Origin of the sequence: Nostoc sp. KVJ3, from assembly GCF_026127265.1 — a bacterium.
Taxonomy (GTDB): domain Bacteria; phylum Cyanobacteriota; class Cyanobacteriia; order Cyanobacteriales; family Nostocaceae; genus Nostoc.
The window spans coordinates 417,497-439,574 of sequence record NZ_WWFG01000003.1 but is presented as its reverse complement, the minus strand read 5'-3'; the positions used below and the strand labels follow the sequence as shown (position 1 = coordinate 439,574).

Genomic DNA, 22,078 nt, shown 5'->3' with positions numbered 1-22,078 from the left:
ATCAGATGTTGGAAAATGGCAATCGGATCAATCGGGTATACTCCAGTGGATTGGAGGAATCAGTGCAGAAGTTTCTGGATTCGTTGGAGAATATGATTACAGTATGATAAATACAGGTATAAACACGACTGAGAATCTACTAATAAAACGCACAATACTAATTCTTGCGTCCAGCCCTACAAATACAGCAAGATTACGTTTAGATAGAGAGATGCGAGAAATTGATGCAGGTTTACGGAGAGCAAAGCAGCGAGAACAATTTACTTTAGAACAAAAATGGGCAGTTCGTCCAGACGATTTGCGTCGCGCCTTGTTGGATTATAACCCGCAGATTGTTCACTTTTGTGGACATGGGGCAGGTTATCAGGGATTAGTTTTAGAAAATGATGTTGGAGAAGCACAGTTTCTTCCAACTAATGCTTTGGCGAGTCTGTTTAAATTGTTTGCGAATCGAGGTGTAGAGTGTGTTGTACTGAATGCTTGCTATGCTGAGGTACAAGCAGAGGCTATTTCCCAGCATATTAATTATGTGATGGGAATGAGCGATGAAATCAGTGATGATGCGGCAGTTAAGTTTGCAATCGGTTTCTATGACGCTGTTGGTGCTGGTTGGTCGTATGAAGATGCTTACGAATTGGGTTGTAATGCGATCGCTTTGGAAGGAATACCAGAAGAACTGACTCCTGTTTTAAAAAAAAAAGACCGATTAATAATATCTAACTCAAATGTCCAGTTTTCGCAGCGAACATTATTTGCAGTCCGTCATCATTCATTTGAACTGCTAACTGGTCTTATTTCAGAAGAAGATTTATCAAATAACATTCGAGATTATAAATTTCAACATATAGAGTTTGATCAGTCATCGTTTTTTACAGTTGGCATTTGTGATCCCAGTAGTGCTATAAAACAAAATGAAAATTTTGTAAACGATTTTTTAAAATTATTCAAAGCTAACCCAGAAGCAAAAATTTGTTACTACGGTATTGTTCACATTCCACTTCAGTTCTGTGTAGGTTATGCTTTTTCAACCTGGCCTAAAGTGTTATTATTTGAGCTAGATCGTAATACAAATTGCTGGTATCAACTTGCAAGTAGCGATAGTCCAGAGATAGAGTTAAATGTTATTATCTCACGAGTAAAAAATCCTGTTGCAGTTGCTATCAGAATTGCCATTTCGTTTGATATCTTAAAGAGTGATGTAGATGATGTATTATCTCAGCCCTATGAAGATATTTTGATTCAAATTGGGAAGCGACGAATTGACGCAATTAGCCATTATAGCCAGGTAAACAAAATCTGCCAAGCTTTTCGACAGGTACTTGATGATTTGCATAACCGTCTTGATAAATCACTTGTCGTGCATATCTTTTACACAGGGCCAGTTAGCCTTGGTTTTAGTCTTGGACGCAGGATCAGTAGAACTATTCATCATCAAGTTATTGTTTATAATTACACAGCCAATACGCAACCTTGTTATGCCTGGGGAATAAAGATTAATAGTAATGATACCCCTGCATCTAGAGTTGTATGGACTACTCCAATTATTACTAAAACTCAGGAATAAAATTCTATGTTCATGTATGACATATCTAATGATTTACAGTATTTTTATGATAATTATGTTCGTCTTGGAGTAAAGCTAAGACAACAGCTTGCTGGTTATCGTGATCTAAATATTAACAGACTTAAAAATGGATTAGACGACCTTGCTAAAGAAACTGAGCGTCCACACCCTCATCCCTATGATTCCAAAAATCAAGGTGGGTATCCAATGCACACTCTCAACCAAGATCCAAATAATGATAATGACTATGATATTGATATTGCTCTAATCTTTTATAAAGACGAGATACCAGAAAACCCACTCAAAGCACGTCAACGTGTACGTGATGCTTTATGTAAACGCTGCACTAATTTCACGAAAGAACCAGAGGCTCGTACTAATGCAGTTACAGTTTGGTATGCAGAAGGCTACCATATCGACTTTGCAATCTACCGCACCTATGTAGATCAATTTGGTATAGAACGTATCGAACACGCCAGTACAGAGTGGAAACGTCGAGATCCAATGGAAATTAATAACTGGTTTGCTGAACGTGTTTCGACATTAAGCCCAAAAACCAATCCAATACTTGGATATTACCCCAAAGTTGCAGAAGGGCAAATGCGTCGTATTGTACGTTTTCTAAAGTGGTTTTGTCGCTCACGAACTTCTTGGAGCCTACCTGGTGGCATGATTGTGTCAACACTAATAGCCGAGCTTGGAGTATACAAGGCGAACGGTGATCGTGACGATATTGCACTGTATGACACTATGGTGGCATTACGTGATCGGCTGAAATTATCTTGTAAAGTATATAATCCAGTTGATAGCTCACAGGAATTAACAGGTAAAACTGAAGTATTAAACCAAGTTACTCGGCTTCGGGATAACCTTAATATTGCAATCAGTAAACTTGATGTTTTATTTGACCAATCATATACACGAGAAAAAGCGCGTTATGCTTGGGACTGGGTTTTTAACCATGAGTTTTGGGTGAAAAAAGAGATTACAGAGGTTATTGACTTTGCGAATGTAATTGCCATAGCAAGATATAGTTTAATAATTCGTTGTGATCTAGCCAAATATGAAAATGGGCCAACTTATAAGCAGTATTTGAGTGGAAGCTCCATATTACCGAAAGGTGTTGCACTCAAATTTACTGTCGTGTCAACAAATGTTCCACAACCCTACAGCGTGCGATGGGTTATTAATAATGAAGGAGATGAGGCACAAGAGGCGGAACAACTTTGTTGGGAAAGCAGCGATAGCGGAATGACAAAGTGGACAAGCACTGCATATAAAGGTAATCATCGGATGACTTGTCAAATCGAGAAAAATGGGCAAGTCATGGCAAAGGCAGTACACATCGTAAAAATTATGAGAAGCGGAAATACTAGAAATTTTAGTAGTTCTAAGCGTGGATTTGGTTAAAAAGTTTTTATCAAGCAGAAATTAGGAGAATTTAGTATAAGTTATAGACCCGCCAAAATATCCAATTTTATTTGCCAATCCTCATCATGGCGTAATGTCAGCACAGTATAGCCAGTGTTATACCTAAGATTATCCCGTTCAATCTGATCCTGCTTGCACTTTTCAGGGCTATCATGAACAGAACCGTCACAAAAAACAGCGATCGCCTCCTCCTCATAAACAAAATCTGGTTTACAGTTTGCCTCTGGAATAAATTTCTGAGCAGCATCAGGTAATTTATACCCCCGTTGATAAATTTCTTGCAAAACCACACGCTCAAAATCAGAGTTAGGGTCTGTCTGTTCCAGCAATTTTTGATATTGCTGATCGCGAGAAAGCCCTTTGACTTGAGTAATAACGCTACTCTCCAGTAGGAGGTCAAGCCAAGGTTTGATTAGGTGACGATTTATCAGTGCATGGTCAAATTGATTGCGGTAAGAGAGCAAACATTCATAGCAAGCTTGAATACAACTGTCTTTAGGTTGTGTGAAATGACAAATGTCGAAAGCTGCATCAGCAATTTTTCTAAATGCCTCTGGTTTTTCTAATAGCTGAGATAGTACACCTGCACCACCTTCAGCTGCTTCCCAGAACAGTAAATACTTGCCTTCACCTAGTCGTTCGGAGTCGAGTTCATCAGCTTCTAATTTGTAAACGGCTTGAATTGCAGTTTCTAAGGTGTATTGCAAGGTGGCAATAAAAGCTTCTCTGTCCTCCACAGGAACATTTAATGGCTCAACAATCAAGATATTGCAAGTATCATCAACCATTAAATTGACTTCGGTATGCAAGCTGTCGGGTGTCTGTTGAGCCTGTGGATTTTTATGGTCGCCCCATACACCCGTTGTTGGATTGAGCTTAAATCCTCGTTCTTCTCTATTCTTCTTCAGTCCCCGATTAATTCGCCAAATAGTAGCTGTAGCTCCATAGGTTAATTTGAACAATGGTGTACCGTTAGGTGCTTGGACAATAGCTGATTCTCGCTTTTGGCTAGCGTAACGGAAATGTGTGGTGATGTTGTAGCCATACTTGAGCCGTTCTTCTTCGTCGCAGGTAATGCGTTCTCGACGACGAGCGATCGCAGTTTCCATTGGCAGTACACGAGTCAATCTGGCTACATTGCCATGAGCATCAGGTTTAATTTCTGCGCCGCAGTTTTCACAAGTGTCACGAAAATCGCCGTCGTGGTAATACCCGCAGTTAGCGCAGACACTCACCCGTTTATACTCGCCTTCAATGCCACCAACAGGAACTTTTGTTTTAGCCACCATGAATTTACTACCTTCGTAGTAAAGGATATTATTGGGAGCAAATTCCCGTAATGCCATTGAGCGGGGGCGAGAGATGAATTCACCACCTTCACCAGCCGGAATAAATGCCCGAACTGGCAAACGAGGGAAGTTGAACCCTGGTAAAAACCCTTCGGCAGCAAAGTAACGATAGGGATAAAATTCAAACTGGGAATTACTTTTGCCTTGGCTGTGTCCTACGAGTAAATCAATTTGTCGTTGTGCTTCTCGTGACTGTGATTCGGCATTTTTGCGTTCCTCTTGGGTGACATCACCTCTAGCAAAACGGTCAATGGTGTGACGGGCAGATTCTAACTGTTTAACTGACTCTATATATAAATCTCGCCAACGCTTACAGGCACGGTCAAAAGCATTCAAAGCATTTTCGATGGTATTCTGTAACCAATTTACAGAATACCAAGAAGCTTTTTGCAGATCCTCTTGGCAGAAAAAGTCTGAGAAGATAGATTGGGCGGCTTGCAGACATTGGGTTAATTTGGCTTGTCCCAGGGTAAGTTGTTGGCGAATGCTGTTTTTGAGGGGATAGTTTTCTAATTCCAAATCCAAGATTTTATTCATGGAATCTTCCAAGTAAACCCCAGTATGTGCCAGCCAAATCGAGTAAACATGAGATTTAATTAAATCCTGGTTGGCTAGCTCTAGTTTTGGTGGAGCAACTACCCCAGCAACCATTTGATTTTGTCGTTTGAAAAAGTATTGATCGTGACCACTACCAATAGAAGCATAAGTAATTACTAAAGCTTGCTGTCCACTTCTACCAGCACGCCCGCTACGTTGGGCGTAATTAGCGGGGCTGGGGGGAACGTTTCGGAGATGGACAACGCTAAGGTCGGAAATATCGATACCTAATTCCATTGTCGGAGAACAGAACAATGCAGCTAATTGTCCTTGACGGAATTTTTCTTCCCGTTCTTGGCGGTCTTTGTTGCTTACCTGTCCGGTATGTTCTCGCCCTTCCATTGTTTGGATTTGCAAGGCATTGGTTTGGTAAAAACCTTGGAAAAATTGGTTAACTGAAATATTGGGTTTATCGTTACCCTGCAAGCGACGCGATGTTAAGGGATCGGTAGGGATTTCCTTGAGGTTGGTTGCTTTCCATAGTAGTGAGTCTATGCGTAGCTGTACCTCAGATTTTTCTTGCACTAGGTAGCCAGCATCACACAAAGCATCAATTAGAGTAGTGATTAAGCTGTTGAACTCTACATCTGTTAAAAGTTGGCTGCGGAGTGACCATGTATTTGGTGATCGCAAAAATCGTCCAATTTTACTTCTAGTAGTAAGTTTAACTTTCGCTTTTTCATTACCACCAGTGCTAATAGTCGCCCAAGTTGCTAAATATAAATATTCGTTCTCATCGAATACCCAAGGTTCTTTAAGAGCTTGAATGACTTCGCTTTTGAGTGAATCTTTTTGGTCTGGTTGTAAAAGTTTGGCATCAATTGCCAATTCTCGTCGCAAATGGTTGAGGAATGCTTGGGTAATTACGAAACGTTGTTGCGGAGTGGCTTGTAGTAAAAGAGGATGGCGGTGTTTTTGCCAAAGGTGGTTGTCAGCACAGTCTTCTTGTAGCCCATTATACTCAATTATCAACAGTCCACACTGTTCGAGGTTGGGTTGAACAATGCGCCATCCCCGACGCAAGTCTTCGTAAAGACGATATTCAATCAGTTTGCGAAAGGCTTCTTCATTGCGCCGCTTACCGCCACTAAATTCTGCTGGTTGCTTGGCATAGTCGTTTTGAGTAATTCTCATGTATTGGACGACTACACTAGCTAATTCGCTGTGAGTGAGTTGTCCTTTGGCTTGAATTGCGCCTAAAAGTGCAGCCCGTAAGAAACTGGTTTGGACAAAATCATTGAAATGCCCCGCTTGTAATGAAGCATCTTGACGGTTATCGGTAAAACTGAGGATTTTGGCAGCTTTGGCTTTTTCCCCTGTAAAGACTTGCTTGAGGCGGCTAGTGGTAGAAAGACAAAGTAGAGTGGTAGCGGTACTGCGTCCTTCACTACTGAGGCGAGAGAGTTTAGCAAATTCGTTTCGCTTTTTGTCATGTAGTACGCCGCAGTTCAGACAGGTCAAAAAGGGTTTGGGAATAAACCAACAAGTAGTTCCTTGCAACAGGGAGGACGTAACTTTACCATTGGGTAGAATTTGGAGTTTTCGAGGAATAAATCGCGCAAAGTCTTTTTTGGCAACTCGTCCTTTCTTTTTAGTTTCACTAAACCAAGAATCAGGAAGTCTATCTTCATCGCTTGTATCCCACAGTTCTGGTTCATCGAGGGTGAGATAACCTTCGGTAATATCTGCATCGTCAGGACTGATATCCAACGCAGTAGGCAATTGGGGCAGGATAATATGCTTATCGGCATCGTAGCGAACGACATAATAATCTTGTCCGCATTCTCGGCAAAAAACGAGGGGATAAAGTAGGCGGTTGTCGGTGGTTGTATATTGACCTTCGAGGGTTAAATGGCGTTTGTCTCGATTTTCAATAGTGGCGTAAACGCTTCCCCCTTGGGAAATGAACTGATGTAAGCGAAAAGCAAGTCCATTAGTTTTGCTGCCCCAGAGGAACATTTGTTTGAGGACTGTTAAACAAGTTTCCTCTAGAAGCTGGGTTTGTTGGGCAAGTTTGGCTGCACCTGTTTCTAAACTAATGGGTTGACGGCGAACGAGATGTCCTTCTCTTTCTTCTAAACCGAAGTTCATCTCGATCCAGTAGCTTAGGGAATGGTTTCGGAATTCTGTTGGTGTTTGTTCTAACTCGGTTGGTAAACCTGCTAAAATTCCTTGGCACAGTTGTTCAATAGTAGGTTCAACACGTTGGATAGAACGTTCTAGGGTTTCATCAATGACATTACTGGGTTTGATTTCCACACCAAATAACTTACTAGCGACATCTGCCACAACCTGACGGCGTTGTTCGCGGGAACCGACCGTTGACATGGTGGCGCTTGTGCCAATGCAGAGTAATTCGTCATTACTTTTGCTACGCTGACGAAGTTTGCGGATCAATATAGCAACGTCTGCACCTTGTCGTCCGCGATAGGTGTGTAATTCATCCAGTATCAGGAATTTTAAATTGGGAGACTCTACCAGTTTATTTTCGTGAGTGCGTGAGAGCATTAACTCTAGCATCACGTAGTTGGTGAGCAAAATATGGGGTGGATTGTTTTGAATTTCGGTTTTCCTGGTTAAACTTTCTTGCCCGGTGTATTTTTCAACACGAATATGAGTATTCGGAACTTGGCGTAAAAATTTGTCGAGTTCTTCTTTTTGGGAGTTAATTAAGGCATTCATGGGATAAACCAATATTGCCCTGACTCCTGAAATATCAGGATGACGCAGTAAATCATCGAAGATCGGCACAACGTAAGTCATGCTTTTACCGGAACCTGTGCCTGTAGTAACAACGTAGGGTTCTTGGCGTTGTGCAGTTTCAAATGCTTGCTTTTGATGGTAGTGAAAAGTAAAAGGTGTGCCGTCTTTTTTGTAGAAATATTTCTCGCAGTCTGAATGAAGCGTTTGCTGTTGTACTAACTCTTTAACTATTGCACCTTTTTTGTAACTGGGATTGAGTTGAACTAGGGGGTCAGTCCAAAGTTGCCCTTGTCTAATTCTGCGTCTACAAATTCTTTGACTTTGCGATCGCGGATTTTGAGGAAGCTTTCTATATAGCGGCGGTAGTCGCCTATTACCTCGTTGCGGAAGTTAAAAATATCAAGATCGTTTGTACTTGTTAACTCGTAGTCAGTAATGGAGGTTTGGGGTTGGATGTATCCTAAGCGTTGGTTAATCCAGTCTTGAAGTTGGTGGTTAAAGGTTGGGGTAATTGTGGAGAAATCGAAAACTTCTTTAATTTCGGTTGACTGCCAAGTTTCAGGGATAGCTGTAAATAAAAGGGTTAATTGCTCTGGAGTAACGGCAACCACACCTGAACAATCTAATAACGCTAATTTTTGACCTAATAGAGTGCTGATAGATAGAATAGCATTCTCTGGTTGCTGGATTAATTCATTTAGCTTTACAGTTATAGCCATCTTTTTTATTAAAATTAATAATTAGAAATATTTATCTATTTGGTTTTGCTAAGAACCAAACAAATTGTCCCAAGCTTCTAGAACTAACCTTTGGGTGCGGTATTCACCAAACTGCTTCATTTCGTTATTCTTCAACACGCGGAATGTTTCGCTAGGGAAGTCTGCGCCGTAGACATCAGCAGGGTCTAAAATATATCGCAGTTCATCACGGGTGAGTCCGTAGAGTTTGGCGTAATATGCGTCTAATTCTGCTCTTAATAATGCGCGTCTGTTAGGGTGCCAAATGAAGGGTTCGCCGTCGTATCCCATATCTTTGGCGAAGGGTTGCATATCCCAGGCAGTATAAACTAATTCAAGTACACGAACACTGATAAACTTGATGTCTTCTTGGCTGTATGTTTCTGGGTGAATGACTGGGAGTTGTCGTAAAATACTAAAAGTTAGGTGTGTACCTCCTACTTTTTGTCTAGCTAAAAAATCAAAAATTAAACTATTAAAATTAGCTAATAAACATGAAATAAGAAGTGGATTTCTATCACTAAATATTATTGGTGCCGTGTGTCCAATAGCAATTTTAGGTAATAAACTAAAAATAGCTGTAATCTCATTAGTTGCGCTAGTAATATCTCTCCATCCTAATAACCATTTTCTATTCCATTTTCCGGCTAATCTATTTTCTATTTCAGTCTTACTAACCCAATAGCGTGAGTTTAATTTATAGTTTGGATCTTGTTTTTGTTCTAAACTAGGACTCGGAATTGCTTTAAAGCTATTTTGTTCACGTTCCACCATTTCCTGAGTATAATAACCAAATCGGTGATCAAATTGATGAAACATTTTTGCTTCATATAATGGCACTAAGTCTTTACCTGCTGTATTTTGAAATAAACCGCTATCATTAGCCATGTGGAACATAGTCATAAATAAAATGCCCCAAGGGTTAGTTCCTGTTTTTTCATTTTCTAAAACAGGTATATTTTGATAGATTTTTTTAGTTATTTCTAAATCTTTATTAGTCCTAAAAATAGGACAAGTTAAGCTATTAGGATTTATTAATTCAATATCTTTTGGAGATAGAGCGAATAACCGTTCTTTATCTTCTAATTGTCTAACTTGAGTTACCATAAAAGCAACTTTAGCTTCTTTTGTACGATATCCACTGAGAATAAGGAGACAAAATCTTACCCGATAATATATATCCGTAAATAAATATTCTCGATTCTCAAAATCATACAAACTTGCTAAATTCTGCTTTTGTATTAAATCACTAAAAAAATATTTACAAGTATCATCAGTTGCAATACCTGTAGGAACGATTACCCCAACTCTCCCATTAAGAGAAATTAACTTTCTCGTAGTTTCCGCAAACACAGAATAAGTATTAATATCTCCTACAGCAGTTAAGGGAAATCTTCCACCTTCTCGAATAAACTTACTTTGTGCTTCAGCATCATGTTTCGCTTCTTCAAAAGCTTGTGCTAACTCAGGATTTTTCTTAGGTAATTCCTTAATTAACCTCTCCCGCGCTGCTTTATTTACAGCGTTAGCAATTTCCGCACTTTGAGAAGCAAAAAACTCCTTTTCTTGTAACTTAATCCGTTCCCAAGGTGGATTGCCTAGTACACAGTCAAATCCATCTACTTCAAACACTTCAGGAAACTCCAAAGGCCAGTGAAAAAAATGCTTCTCCTCAGCCAACTTATTTGTTGCATTTACTATCTCTTGCGTTGACAAATTACCTTGCAATAGCTGAGTTAACACCGCCGTTGTTGGTAAAAGCTGCAAGTTTTCTTCAGTCAAGGGCATAAAAAATGCCGCAGTCCACAAATTACAAGCCGAATAATCTCGCCACCATCCCGAATCTTTACGAGCTTGCTGATATCGTGCTTGTTTTTCTCTCACTTGTTGCGGTGTGGATTCAGGGATATATCCTAACTCCCGCGCACTTTCTGTATAGTGTGTACGTTCGGTTTCTAAACCTCCAAATATTGATAATTGTCCTTGGTTATCTGTCTCCCGTTCTTTCTTATTGCGCTTCTTAAACAGTAAAGATAACTTTTTATCATCCCCGGTTACAGGCTTATAAGCTTCATCGGGTATTCCCTCAGATAGACAATTAATATCCAATACTCCTACTAAGGAATTTCCGCATTTAATTCTGTGGTCTAAAAAGCTAAGTGGTAATTTACCAGGAAATCCTTCAATCCATAACGCAACCTTGCACAGATCCACTGCTAACGGGTTTAAATCTACCCCATAAATACAATTTTGAATAACATCCCGAATTGCTAATTTTAAAGGTTCAATTCCAGGTTCTGCTTCACCTGTACGGACTTTGGCTAATTCTTTACCAATCCGCCTTGCTGCTGCTAAAAGAAAATGGCCTGAACCACAAGCTGGATCACATACTTTTAAACTAAGAAGTGCTTTTTCTAATTCTTGATGGTTACTGAGCGTAGTCGAAGTATTGTTTTCTGAATTGCCTAGCTTCTGTTGCGTACTATGAAGCTTTTCTTTAATTACTGGTTCAAGTGCAGTTTTTATCAGTTGTTGTACAAGCTGTGGCGGAGTATAGTAAGAGCCTGTAGTTTTCCTATCGTTACCAACCACTAAAGCAAATTCATATTTGGACTGTTTCTGTACTATCTGGGGATGAAAATCTAATAGGCTCTCATAAACGCTTCCTAATTCTTCTACATCTAAAAATTCATAATTTACTCTTCTTAGTTGTGCCTTGTCTAGGTATAGTGATAATTGGCGGATAGCAAGGAGTAAATCATAATTGTCAATTGCACAATTATCTAACGCTGGTAGAGTTTTAGAACCAAATAAATCTCCATTGAGGGGAGACAAACCTAGTACTTCACCGCGCCAGTTTTCATCAAAGAGCAAGAAAGTTACCCACAAACCTTGCCATAAATCTTGAAAACCTTCCCGCCGCCAATGAGGACGTTCGGCTAACTCTCGCAAGCGTTCAATGCTGTAATATTCTCGGTAAATCCGAGATTTCTCTAAGTCATCTCCAATCAATAATAAATTGCGGGATTCTGCCACCATTAAAAACAGCAAACGATAAATTAATCGCAACAATTGGCGATAGAATTCGTAATTTGTAACTTCTGCTTCGTAATTGGGGATAATTCCAAGTTTTTGACGTAGGCGTTCGTTTTGCGGATGTTGGATAAAGCCATTACCTAGCTGAACTAAGGCTTTTTCAACCCCATCCCGTAGTTTTTCGCGTACCCGTCCCCCCTGTTGCAGTGCTTCTTGGTGGTAATATTCCAGCAAACACTTATCCGCATCATCCATACCTTCAGGTAAGCGGGAACGGTGGAACAGTCGATAAAATAGCCCAAACTCAGCAAAGTTCTCGCCACTGAGAATCTGCTCTAAGTCAAATTCGATATAAGTAAGACGAGTCATCAACGAAGAGTCACGCAGTAACCGCCAGCGAAAACCATTGGTTGCGATCGCCCACAGATGCTCTGTCTTGTTAAGATACTCCTGCACCAGTGCGTGTGCTGATAACCTGGGTGTGCCACTGGGAGGACGTTTATCGATTTCTAACCGACAACCAATAATATGGATAGGTGGTTTATTTTCTCCTGCTTCTGCACGATGGGAAATCGCATAAGTTTTGTCCTCTACGACTTCGGCTGTTGCAGTGTATACAGGTTCATAACCTAGACTTTGCAGTAATGGCACTGTCCAAAGTTCACGGGTAATGGTAGTAGCCGAGTTATTCTCATCGAGCCTTGCCAATGCCCGTTGAAATGCGGCCCAATATGCTTTAGCATCACCCCAGGCAGTAGCAATTTCATCTGCTAATTTATCAGTTTTATTAAAACCAAAGTCTTCTGGCAATTGCCCTTTGATTCTGCCTTCTAGCATTTGGGCAGTCATATCTGGAGCTAGTAAATTTCCTTCGATTTGAATCGCAGTTAATGTAGTTTTCATATTTGGAGAATTAAAAATAAAAGATTACTGGCAGGTAGAAGTACTTTGCACGACTACCAGCCTTTTACTTACGTCCGGGTGGAGGATGAAAATGCCGAGAACATCCATCGGCAATTGGGGAGTGACGCGAATTCGACCTTCTTGGGTCATTGCTCTGACGCGTCTATGGCTTTGTAAAAGTTCTTCTGCTCTTTCTCTGGCAAACTTTTCCAAATCTGGCTGGAGTTCTTCTAACCTTTGGAGTAACTCACCAATTTCTATCTGCTTCATAGCTTTAGTAACATCGCTGACTGGCTTGGCTTGTTGCAGTAGTGATGTTGCTTCCAACTGCGTCAACCAGCTAGGGCTAGAGGGCGAACCTGTAAAGCCAATAACCGCGCATTCTTCCGCTAGTAGAGATGTGGTATTTCGCGTTTCTGTAGTACGTTTAGACCTATCTAACAAATGCCGTAACCTTACTAGCAGCAAAGTTGTGCGCTTTTGTACCGCATTAGTTGTAGTAAAACCGCATCTTGCTGCGATTGGTTCTATATTATGGGAAAGTGCATCTTCTAAGATGTACCGTGCCAAGCCTTCTACTAAAGGGTGATTTCGTCCTACGTATTCCACACCCTCCGGTGCTGGGGTGGTAAAAGAGAGTAAACGCGACTTATCCCCTAACGTTGACTTGAGAAAATCCGGTGGTTGGGAAAGTAACCATCCCTGCTTTTTCTTAATTAAAGAACAAGATATGCGATCGCAGGCCGACAAGACAAACCGCTCTACATCCTGCTCATTCCCTAAAATCTGGTCAGAGTCAATTAATTCCTGTTCTACTTGCTCAGGTTTAATGGCACGTTGAGCAAAGCGAGTCCGATTGGTTTTTTCGCGTTCTACTGCCTTGTCCCAATTCTTATGGACTTTATCAACCGCAGATTCTTCTTGAAACTCAAACAGCGATAACTGAATAACCTCAGTAGTACGTTCAAAAAGGGATTTAAATACTGCTTCCGCTACAGTAGTACTTTCCATTGGTACGGGAACAGTAATTCCTAAAGACTTGTGAATCTGCACAGCTTTACGAATCAGAACATCCAGAACTGCACCATCAACAGGATTATCTCGACCATAAAGCAAGCAGGCTTTCACCTTAGTTGCTGTTTGGCCGTAGCGGTCAATACGTCCTTCACGTTGTTCTAACCGGTTAGGATTCCAGGGTAAATCGTAGTGAATTACTGCACTGAAGTGCGTTTGCAGGTTTACCCCTTCACTCAAACAGTCTGTAGCAACTAGCACTCGTTGTGGATAAGATTTTAACTCTTCTAGTCGAGTTTCCCGCTCATCTTCAGAAAGTTCTCCAGTAATTGCAATTACGCGGATCTGGCTACCTTTCTTCTCTAATTTCTGTTTGAGAGCATCAGCTACATAATTTGCCGTAGCAATATAGCGACACCAGACAATCGGGTTCATCTCGTCTTTGAGGAAAGATTCTACCGTAGCAATGCACGATTGCAGCTTTTGGTCTTTGCCACCTTGTAACTTCTCTGCTGCTTGCACAAAAGCTTTAAGTTTACGTTTGTCTGCGTCTTTGTAACTCTGCTGTCCCTGTTCTATGACCAAAGTTGGCGAAGCATCAACGGCTTGTTCCTGTTCTGTGGGATCATGAACATAAGAACTCATCAAATCTTCGTCTAAATCAGCCAATAAGCGATCACCTGATTTACTAACTTGGCGATTTAATGTAGCGATCGCAGCCGCAGGTGAAGACATGACACAACGAATCAAAGCCAAAGCCGACCAGTATCTTCCCCGACGTTGAGCATGACTCATGTCCGCCGTAGTCGTTTTCACTAGACCACGGGCAAAATCATAGACTTCATCAAATAGTTCTTTGTACTCTTTCGATAACTTATATGATTCCTCGCTTGACTCTCGTTCAGGAAAAGGAGTTTCATTCCCTAGCCAAAGCTTGACATCTGCCCGTCTACGCTGAACAAAATGATTGGCTAAGTGGTCACGTTGTTTGTCAGTTAAGCTATTGAGATTGAAATGCTCAAACTCCGGCTTCAACAAACCTAAAAGTGAGAGAAAAGATTCTTCAATCCCACTGTGAGGAGTAGCTGTAAGTAACAGTAAATGTTGTTCTTGTTTTTGAGCAATTTCTGTAATCAGCTGGTGTCGCTGCTGCTGAGATGTAGTAGTTTTATTTGGACGGGCGCAAGTATGTGCTTCATCCACAATCACTAAGTCAGGGCAATGAGTTATAAAACTAGCGCGACGACGTTCTGCTTTGGCATAGTCCAAGCTAACAATCAGGTGACGATAATAGCTAAAAACACTGTCATTATTAGGTATGTTTCGCTCTAATTTGGAAGCTGTGCCAGAACGTACTACCACCGCATCAATATGAAACTTTTCACTTAATTCCTGCTGCCACTGATCGCATAAATGTGGTGGACACAGTACTGCAATTCCCTTAACTTCACCTCGGTCTAGCAATTCACGAGCTATTAATCCAGCTTCGATGGTCTTACCAATACCCACGTCATCAGCTACAAGCAGTTTTACCGTCTCTAACTTTAGTGCCATCAATAAAGGAACTAACTGGTAAGGACGAGGACGCAATGACAACCGTCCTAAACAGCGAAAAGGCCCTGCACCGCTACGGAGTAAAAGACGTGCAGCATCCATAAGCAAAAGTGCGGCTGCATGATCTTGTACGCTAGTAGCTTGAGGTAGAGGAAATGTAGCTGATTCAATCTTCTCTAGCTCTTCTTCTAAAAGCTTGTGGTAGATACCAGCAATTTCATCCTCATTGCCTGAAAGGGGTCGTAGACGAATAACATCTTGATTTTCTGAAGGTAGTATCACCCATTGCCGACTGCGACAGGTGACTATTGAACCAGGTGAATGGTTCATAGTTTGTGCCATTGTTAGCCTATATTAGTATTGAAAATTTGGCAGCAGATTAATTAGTAAAAATAGTAGTAATTACTGAATTAATACTTATGAGCAAGCAAGTAGTATGCTCACAAGTCTTTTCTGTTTTAAAGTAAGCTTAAGTACAATGTAAGTAGTAAGATTACTTAATTCAGTCATTTTTTATAAAATTTCTGCTTTTGACCAAGCGTAACCGCCTGCCGACAGCGATCGCAGAGATTATTGAACCTCCCAAGATTATCACTAGTCCGCCTGAAATTGGCTACTGGATTGATACCAGCCGTATTGGTGTTAAGCCTTGTGCAAAGATTCGGTTTACCAGCAAGTTGTTAGAAAAGCCTCTGCTACGGGAAAACTTAAAATTCGTAACAGGTGATGCTGACGGGATTGTTTCGATAGTGCGGTCTTTTAACGAAACTGTTGGGGTCGCGTGAGGGCTGGTGATGGGCAGTAGGGGGGCAAGCATACCAAAAGCTATAAAGTTATCGATTCTTTCCTTGCTGTAACCAAAAAAGAACGCCGTATACCTTTGATTTCGCGTGGGGTCAATTCGACAGCATATCGTCCGTAATTTGCTCTGATTTCTCCTGGTTGAATTACTGAAGCATTCCAACTGTGAGCAGCAAACAACTGTTCTGGTTCGTCTGTACCGAAACGCCAGTGCTTGCTAATCAAGCCATTCTGATGTTTAGCCCCAACTTGCCATGACTTGACACTGACCAAATCAGCCCCCAAGTGACTGCCATTTGTACTCAACTGGTTAATTGTTTTGAGTAACTCATTAACTTCTGCTTCATTCAAGTACATCAACAGCCCTTCCATTAGCCAAAGTGTGGGTATGTTGATGTCAAAGCCCTGTTGTAAAAGCAGATGTGACCAAGGTTGCGTTAGATCAGCAGCGATCGCCTGACGATGACACTTGGCAGGTTTATCTTGTAGGATTGCTTCTCTGTACTGGATTAATTCTGGCAAATCTAATTCGTACAAACGAGCCTGTGGTGGGAAGGATAGACGAAATGCTCTTGTGTCTAACCCGACTCCTAGAAAGACTAACTGTTTAGCTTCGGGCAACACAGACAAGATGAAGTCATCAAAGAAGCGGGTACGGACTGCAACAAACTGAATCCGAAGCGCACTACCAAGGAGATTATCGCTATCCTCCTGTTCCCATTTCTCCCGCCAAGCTTGCCCTGTCTCTCCAGCTAACTGTGTGGCTAATGGATCATCAAACAGGTGGTCTGGTCTGTCAGCTTCTATTGCACGTTTAGTTGCCATTATCAGTGCAGTGCGGCAAACTTCATCTTTAATTTTAGGCACATCATTCATTACTTTGGGTTTTAGCAGTTATCGTTGCAGTCCAATTGTCTCACCTTTGTTTATGTGTGATCTAGTATTAGTTGTAAAAATAGAGTGCTGATTATTAAAAATATAATAATCATTGATTAGTAAGTATTGAAATCATGCTCATATTGATTTGTAAATTAACTAAATTCTAGTAAGCCATTTGGTTAGTGCTAAATCTGCTAGTGATTCTAAAGAGTTAGAAACATCGTTGTAACCTTGGGAAATTGGGACGGGCATAAATGATTTATGAGAAAGACTCCAATATAAATTTCTAGGACGTTTTTCTCGTGGTATGGCATCCCATTCGGATTGAAGTTTCATTCGCCCAAAACCTTCTGGTATATGACCTAGATGAGTAACTATTTCACCTTCTAGCCATAGCCGTAACCGACCAATTACTTCTTTTTGCCGTGAGTTAGGAGTTGGCAACCAGAAAAATACAACTGGTTTATGAGATGTCCTTTGATAGCAAAATTCAGCCACAGGTTTCGATTTACCCTTGCCATACCTGATAGTATTTCTACTCTCAATTTGTTCCTTGATTCGCTCATCAAAGCTCAAAATTTTCTCTCGAAGCTTAAGAATTCCTTGCTGTTCCTCTGCTGAACAAGCACCTAGCCAATCTAAAAGTAATTGTGGTGTTTCTGAAATGCCATGTTTTGTACTACTGAAATTTAGCTCTTGATAGGAAATAGGAATTGACCAAGTTTGATTAGTGCTGATGTCTTGCAAACACAACTGGAACTGTTGATTGTCTTTGAATACTTGAATCTGCAATAAATCAATTTTGAGCAGATTATACTTGCAATCAATCAGATTATGTCTGTGGAATGAAGGTGCGGCAGCTATCAGTTTAACTGGTTGGTGATAGTCTATTTGTTCACAAAAAGGTCGCTCATCTAGCAAATTATCATAATAACGGGTTAGCTGCTGGATAACATATCTATCTTCAGCATTTTTTAGTTCTAAAATAACTAACTGTTTGCTTTCGTTCAAAGCTAAGATATCGCAGAATTCGCCCTTAGCCGCATACTGCCGTTTGAGAGGTGTCAAACTTAATAATTGCTGTAGATTCTCCCAAATAAAATCTTCTAAGGCAGCTTCGGACGCAAACTCCCAACCCTCACCTGTTTTTCTTAAAGCAGCACCAGCCAGCATACTTTTGGGTCAACGTTAAAAAATCAAATTACACTTAGCTTACCTTGAGCAAAGTAAGATTGCGATCGCTGTGGAAAATTTTCATCGCATCAATACTGACTGCGACCATTGAAAGACATTGATACTTGTCAGGTTATCTACTGATATTTTCTTATCTTACTTATTTAAGTGATACAAATTATACCCCTTTTAAAATACCTGTGTTAATTTTGCTATAGCTTACTCGTAGTCAGGGTTATATGGACTTTGTAGTTTTAGACACTGAGGGGAAACCGGAATTAAGTGAATTGGCGATAGTGGATAGTCAAGGACGGTTGATCTATGAAGGGTTTTCTAGTGATTATCCCAATCACAACAAGAATCTGCCTAACCTTAAAAGTCTCAAAACTCTGCTTACAGAGTTTCTGTCCCTTGTCCAAGGGAAGAAAATAGTCTGCCACTATGCCTTGCATGATATTGAGATACTTCAGTCCAGTTTTCGCCGAGTTGGTCTTTTTTGCCCCAAACTAGAATTCGAGTGTACTTGGGAAAAAGCAAAAAGTGTTTGGTCAGAGCTAGAAAGCCATTCCCTAGAACATCTGAGTAAGCATTTTAATTTGCAGGTAAATAACCGCTACTTTATTCGAGATATGGCTCATGCTGCTCGATATGATGCCCAGTTTACTTACCAGCTTTATCGTCAGATGATGATTGAGCAATTAAAACAAAAGCCCAATCCATTTAGTGCTAGTCGGGTTGATACTCCGTTTCAGACTCACCCTGATTATTTTGCCACTTACCGCCAAGAATATCTTACTCTTGAGTCAATTTTGGCTGACATCAAACTAGATTCCAACCGCCAGAGTAAAGGAGTCGTAGTTATTGGAGAGCCAGGGACTGGTAAAACCCACTTGATGATGAGACTAGCCAATGAGCGACTAGCCAATAATCGACTATTATTTATCCGCCAACCGAACCATCCCAAAGCAGTGCTGCATCACATCTACAGCCGCATTTTGGAATCCCTAGTACAGTCGGTTGGTTCTGCTACTCAATTGGACTACCTGATTATCAATAGCTTTTATAAAATTCTCGGTTTCCGAGTTACATCTCAGAAAGACCAAGAAATTATTAAAGCTCTACAAGATAAAAATTTAGATGCGCTTGGAGCAGAAGGAACTGGGCGCAGACGAGATTACTGGCAACACATTGAAAAACGAATCAACGAGTGGTGGGCGGGTCATTATTCTTCTGGAGGTTTTGCTCTTGCTATTCTCAAGGGAATTGTTAAGTATTGTAGTTATACTGACCCACGACGCAAAGATATTACTACCCGTTGGTTAGCTGCTAACATCTTATCTAAAGAAGAGGCAGAATTAGTTGGTTTGCCAAATTGGGGAGAAGACCTCAGCCAAGAAGCCTTTTCTTTGGAAGCAATTTCAGTTTTGGCTAAACTATCTATCTTGGATGAACCCTTAATTATCGTCTTCGATCAGCTAGAAGGATTGGGGCTTTCACATAACCGAGAAATCTTACTGAATTTTGGGGAAGCTATCAAGGAAATTTTTACTCACGTTCCTAATAGTTTAATTATTCTCAATATGTTTCCAGATCGATGGGAACAGTTTCAAGCTAGCTTTGATAACTCAATTATTGGTAGAGTCTCCCAGTACCAGATTTATTTACGTCAGCCAGATGAAACAGAACTTGAAGCGATTTTGCGGGTGAAGCTTCAGGCACTTGATATTCCTCTAGAACTATTATTTAGCTCTGAAGATTTGGAAGATATTCTTGGACAAAAGCCAATTCGAGGGGTATTAAACCGAGCAGCAGACTATTATAACTACAGGGTTCGTCAAATTCCTCTAGCATCTGTCAAAGAAAACCTGCATAAGCTTGATAGTAAAGAACAACTAGAGCAACAGCTGAGAATTGTACAGCAACAACAGCAAAAACTAACCGAAGCATTTCTAGATTTGGTTCAAGCGATACAGGAACAAGGGCCGTCAGTTGATTTAACAAAATTGCGTCAGCAGTTTCTTCCTGAACCTCCTAAGCTTCAACTACATACCTCAGATAACATTATTGAGTATTTAACTCGAAAGAAGGCTGAACTTGAGCAGCAGTATAGTAACCTTCCGATCATTTCTGATTATGATGACATGGGTAAACTAAAAACTATTGCTGAAGCTTTTAACCATATAAAGCCAATTAGACTAACTCAATATCGTTTGGGAAAGCGAGTTTTACCAGAACATCTTGTGGTTGAGACTGGTAATAAAAATTATGTAATGGGGTTTCTGCAAGTTGACCCAAGTACTTCATCTTTTACTAGCCGAATCACTAATTTCAATGAGCTAGTAAGCCTGCATCCTCATGACCGTTTTGGTTTATTTCGAGATGAGCGATTAACTGAAGTCAAGGGGAAAGTAGGAAGAGAGAGAATAACTCAACTGAATAATTCCCTGAATGGAAAGTTTAAGCCGTTCGCCAAGGACGATAGAATTGCTTTGGATTTGACCTATCAGACAATTATTGACATTCAAAATAGGGATTTGGATGTTGATTTGGAATCAGTTTTAAAAGTATTTATCACTTATAAAGAATGGCATCACTGGCTGTTCAGTATGTTTGAACTGGGTAAATCTTTTGCAAAAGCAGCATAAGTATTATAGTAGATGGCATATCTACTCGGACAATATTTCTCTTGAACAGTAATTGGTTCTAGAAAAATCCTGAATCAGCCTGAATGCTCTGTTACTTCCTTTTAAACGTCAACTCTCCCTAGTCAAAATCAGATTAAATATTTTGCATAAACAAGTAAATTTGTTTCTACGCTCAAACTCAGAAGCATCAAAACCCTGGTAATAGGTGATGTCAGATAGAGAAAGAGCATTATGAAAGTGAGATTATTAGCGTTGATACTGATCGGACTGTGCGAAAAAATTTTGGAAGCGATCGCACGTTGTTTAGCGGATCTGACAAAATCGCACAGATCCCGTGGGGAAGATACAGCAGCAACTAATGCAGCTTGTGACTTGAAGAGTCTTTCGCTACATCCCACACCCTATACCCCATAACCTGTTTGCGATCAATTCAACTACCTACCGAAAAGAGAAAAGAGCTGATGTTAGACAACTGGTTGAGCAAAAAACAGATATGGTTGCTGCGTGGTGTAGCGATTATAATTTTTTTGATACAAGTTGGAGCATATTTCTGGAGCATTTACCGAGCAACGAATATCTGCAAGTTGTCGCAGCCTCATTCCCAGTATTGCGATTTGACAGTAGTGCGAAAGTTAAGTGGAGTAGCAGAAGCGATCGCCCTTTCTTCTGATGGTCACACCTTAGTGGGGGGCGGTGGCAAAAGCTTTAGCGTCTGGCATTTGCCAAGTCAGCAGCCGCAATTAACCCTCAAAGGAGACGCGAATGATATTTATGACCTTGCGCTTTCTGCTGATGGTCAGACTTTGGTAAGTGGGAGTTTAGGCAAGACCATTAAGGTCTGGAATTTAGCGACGGGAAAACTCAAATTTACGCTCAAAGGGCATTCTGAAGTTGTAAATGCACTGGTGATCACACCCAATCAGCAAACAATTGTGAGTGCCAGTTCCGACAATACCATTAAGATATGGAATTTGGCGACTGGACAATTAACAAGCACATTGGCACAAACACCGGATGCTGTAATAACTTTGGCGCTGACTCCAGATGGCAAGACTTTGGTTAGTGGCGATTCGAGCAATCACATCACTGTATGGGATCTGGGAACTGGACGAAAGCGCACCACTTTGACTGGACATTATGGTGCAGTATCTGCTTTAGCAATTAGTCGTGACGGTCAGTTGCTCGCTAGTGGTAGTGCCAAGCAGGTAAAAGTGTGGAACCTGACAACAGAAAAATTGTTGCAGGATTTTGGGGGCTTCTATTTTCCGCAGATCACCATCGCCTTTAGTCCTGATGGGCAATCTTTAATTGCTGGTGGAGGATATAAACCATATCGGGTTTGGAATCTGGTAACAGGAAATATGGAAGCAACTCTGCCCGATGTAAGCAACTGGTCGGGAGCAATGGTATTTAGTAGGGATGGTAAGACTTTGTTTAGTGCAACAGAGGACGGAATTACAGAGTGGAAAATTCCTGCACCAAACCACCCGTAAAAGAATGTTTGGAAAGTTATTAGAGTCTTGCGCTTGAGCTATTCGTCTGGTTTTAAAACTTCCAACTTTGGGCAAGTGAGAGTACTGTATCTGCCAAACTAAAATCTCGTTTGTGTTCGCATACGAATTGATATAATCGTGGATTTTTTCCTTGAAAATCCATCAGTGAATTGGAGATTTTATCTACTTCAATCCTCCG

General features: G+C 40.7%; 12 protein-coding genes. 6 read left to right on the top strand and 6 right to left on the bottom strand.

Features of this window, described 5'->3' with window-relative positions; all coding sequences use genetic code 11:
* Positions 1-103 precede the first annotated feature (103 nt).
* Positions 104-1,564, top strand: a complete 1,461-nt coding sequence (locus GTQ43_RS33265; protein ID WP_265276994.1) for an SAVED domain-containing protein — start codon at positions 104-106, stop codon at positions 1,562-1,564.
* Positions 1,565-1,570: 6 nt separating this feature from the next.
* On the top strand, positions 1,571-2,974 hold the full coding sequence (locus tag GTQ43_RS33260; protein ID WP_265276993.1) for a nucleotide-binding domain-containing protein: 1,404 nt from the start codon (positions 1,571-1,573) through the stop codon (positions 2,972-2,974).
* Positions 2,975-3,015: 41 nt separating this feature from the next.
* Here the strand turns inward: GTQ43_RS33260 and GTQ43_RS33255 are convergent, their stop codons facing one another.
* Genes GTQ43_RS33255 through GTQ43_RS33240 form a run of 4 tightly spaced genes read right to left on the bottom strand, consistent with a single transcriptional unit; the run spans position 3,016 to position 15,218 of the window.
* Entirely contained in the window at positions 3,016-7,875 is a 4,860-nt protein-coding gene (locus GTQ43_RS33255) for a DEAD/DEAH box helicase (RefSeq protein WP_265277035.1), read from the bottom strand.
* Positions 7,876-7,907: 32 nt separating this feature from the next.
* Entirely contained in the window at positions 7,908-8,363 is a 456-nt protein-coding gene (locus tag GTQ43_RS33250) for a hypothetical protein (RefSeq protein ID WP_265276991.1), read from the bottom strand.
* A gap of 48 nt (positions 8,364-8,411) precedes the next feature.
* Positions 8,412-12,320: an Eco57I restriction-modification methylase domain-containing protein gene (locus GTQ43_RS33245; protein ID WP_265276990.1), complete on the bottom strand. Its 3,909-nt coding sequence runs from the start codon at positions 12,318-12,320 to the stop codon at positions 8,412-8,414.
* Between the two features lie 24 nt (positions 12,321-12,344).
* Positions 12,345-15,218: a helicase-related protein gene (locus GTQ43_RS33240; protein WP_265276989.1), complete on the bottom strand. Its 2,874-nt coding sequence runs from the start codon at positions 15,216-15,218 to the stop codon at positions 12,345-12,347.
* A 200-nt stretch (positions 15,219-15,418) separates the two neighbouring features.
* On the opposite strand from GTQ43_RS33240, the gene GTQ43_RS33235 reads away from it, so the two are divergent.
* A complete protein-coding gene (locus GTQ43_RS33235) occupies positions 15,419-15,673 on the top strand; it encodes a hypothetical protein (protein WP_265276988.1) in 255 nt (84 codons plus the stop codon).
* A 40-nt stretch (positions 15,674-15,713) separates the two neighbouring features.
* On the opposite strand, the gene GTQ43_RS33230 is transcribed toward GTQ43_RS33235, so the two are convergent.
* Both GTQ43_RS33230 and GTQ43_RS33225 read right to left on the bottom strand, forming a co-directional pair.
* Complete coding sequence (locus tag GTQ43_RS33230; RefSeq protein ID WP_265276987.1) at positions 15,714-16,565, bottom strand: class I SAM-dependent methyltransferase; 852 nt, start codon at positions 16,563-16,565, stop codon at positions 15,714-15,716.
* Between the two features lie 159 nt (positions 16,566-16,724).
* Entirely contained in the window at positions 16,725-17,741 is a 1,017-nt protein-coding gene (locus GTQ43_RS33225; protein ID WP_265276986.1) for an endonuclease NucS domain-containing protein, read from the bottom strand.
* Between the two features lie 239 nt (positions 17,742-17,980).
* Here GTQ43_RS33225 and GTQ43_RS33220 point away from each other — a divergent pair, with 239 nt between their 5' ends.
* From GTQ43_RS33220 to GTQ43_RS33210, 3 genes are all read left to right on the top strand, one after another.
* Positions 17,981-20,386, top strand: coding sequence for an exonuclease domain-containing protein (locus tag GTQ43_RS33220; protein WP_265276985.1), 2,406 nt, complete (start codon positions 17,981-17,983; stop codon positions 20,384-20,386).
* Between the two features lie 231 nt (positions 20,387-20,617).
* The gene (locus GTQ43_RS33215) at positions 20,618-20,800 is read left to right on the top strand and encodes a hypothetical protein (protein ID WP_265276984.1); all 183 of its coding nucleotides are present in this window, start codon (positions 20,618-20,620) and stop codon (positions 20,798-20,800) included.
* Between the two features lie 47 nt (positions 20,801-20,847).
* On the top strand, positions 20,848-21,879 hold the full coding sequence (locus GTQ43_RS33210) for a WD40 repeat domain-containing protein (protein WP_265276983.1): 1,032 nt from the start codon (positions 20,848-20,850) through the stop codon (positions 21,877-21,879).
* Positions 21,880-22,078 lie beyond the last annotated feature (199 nt).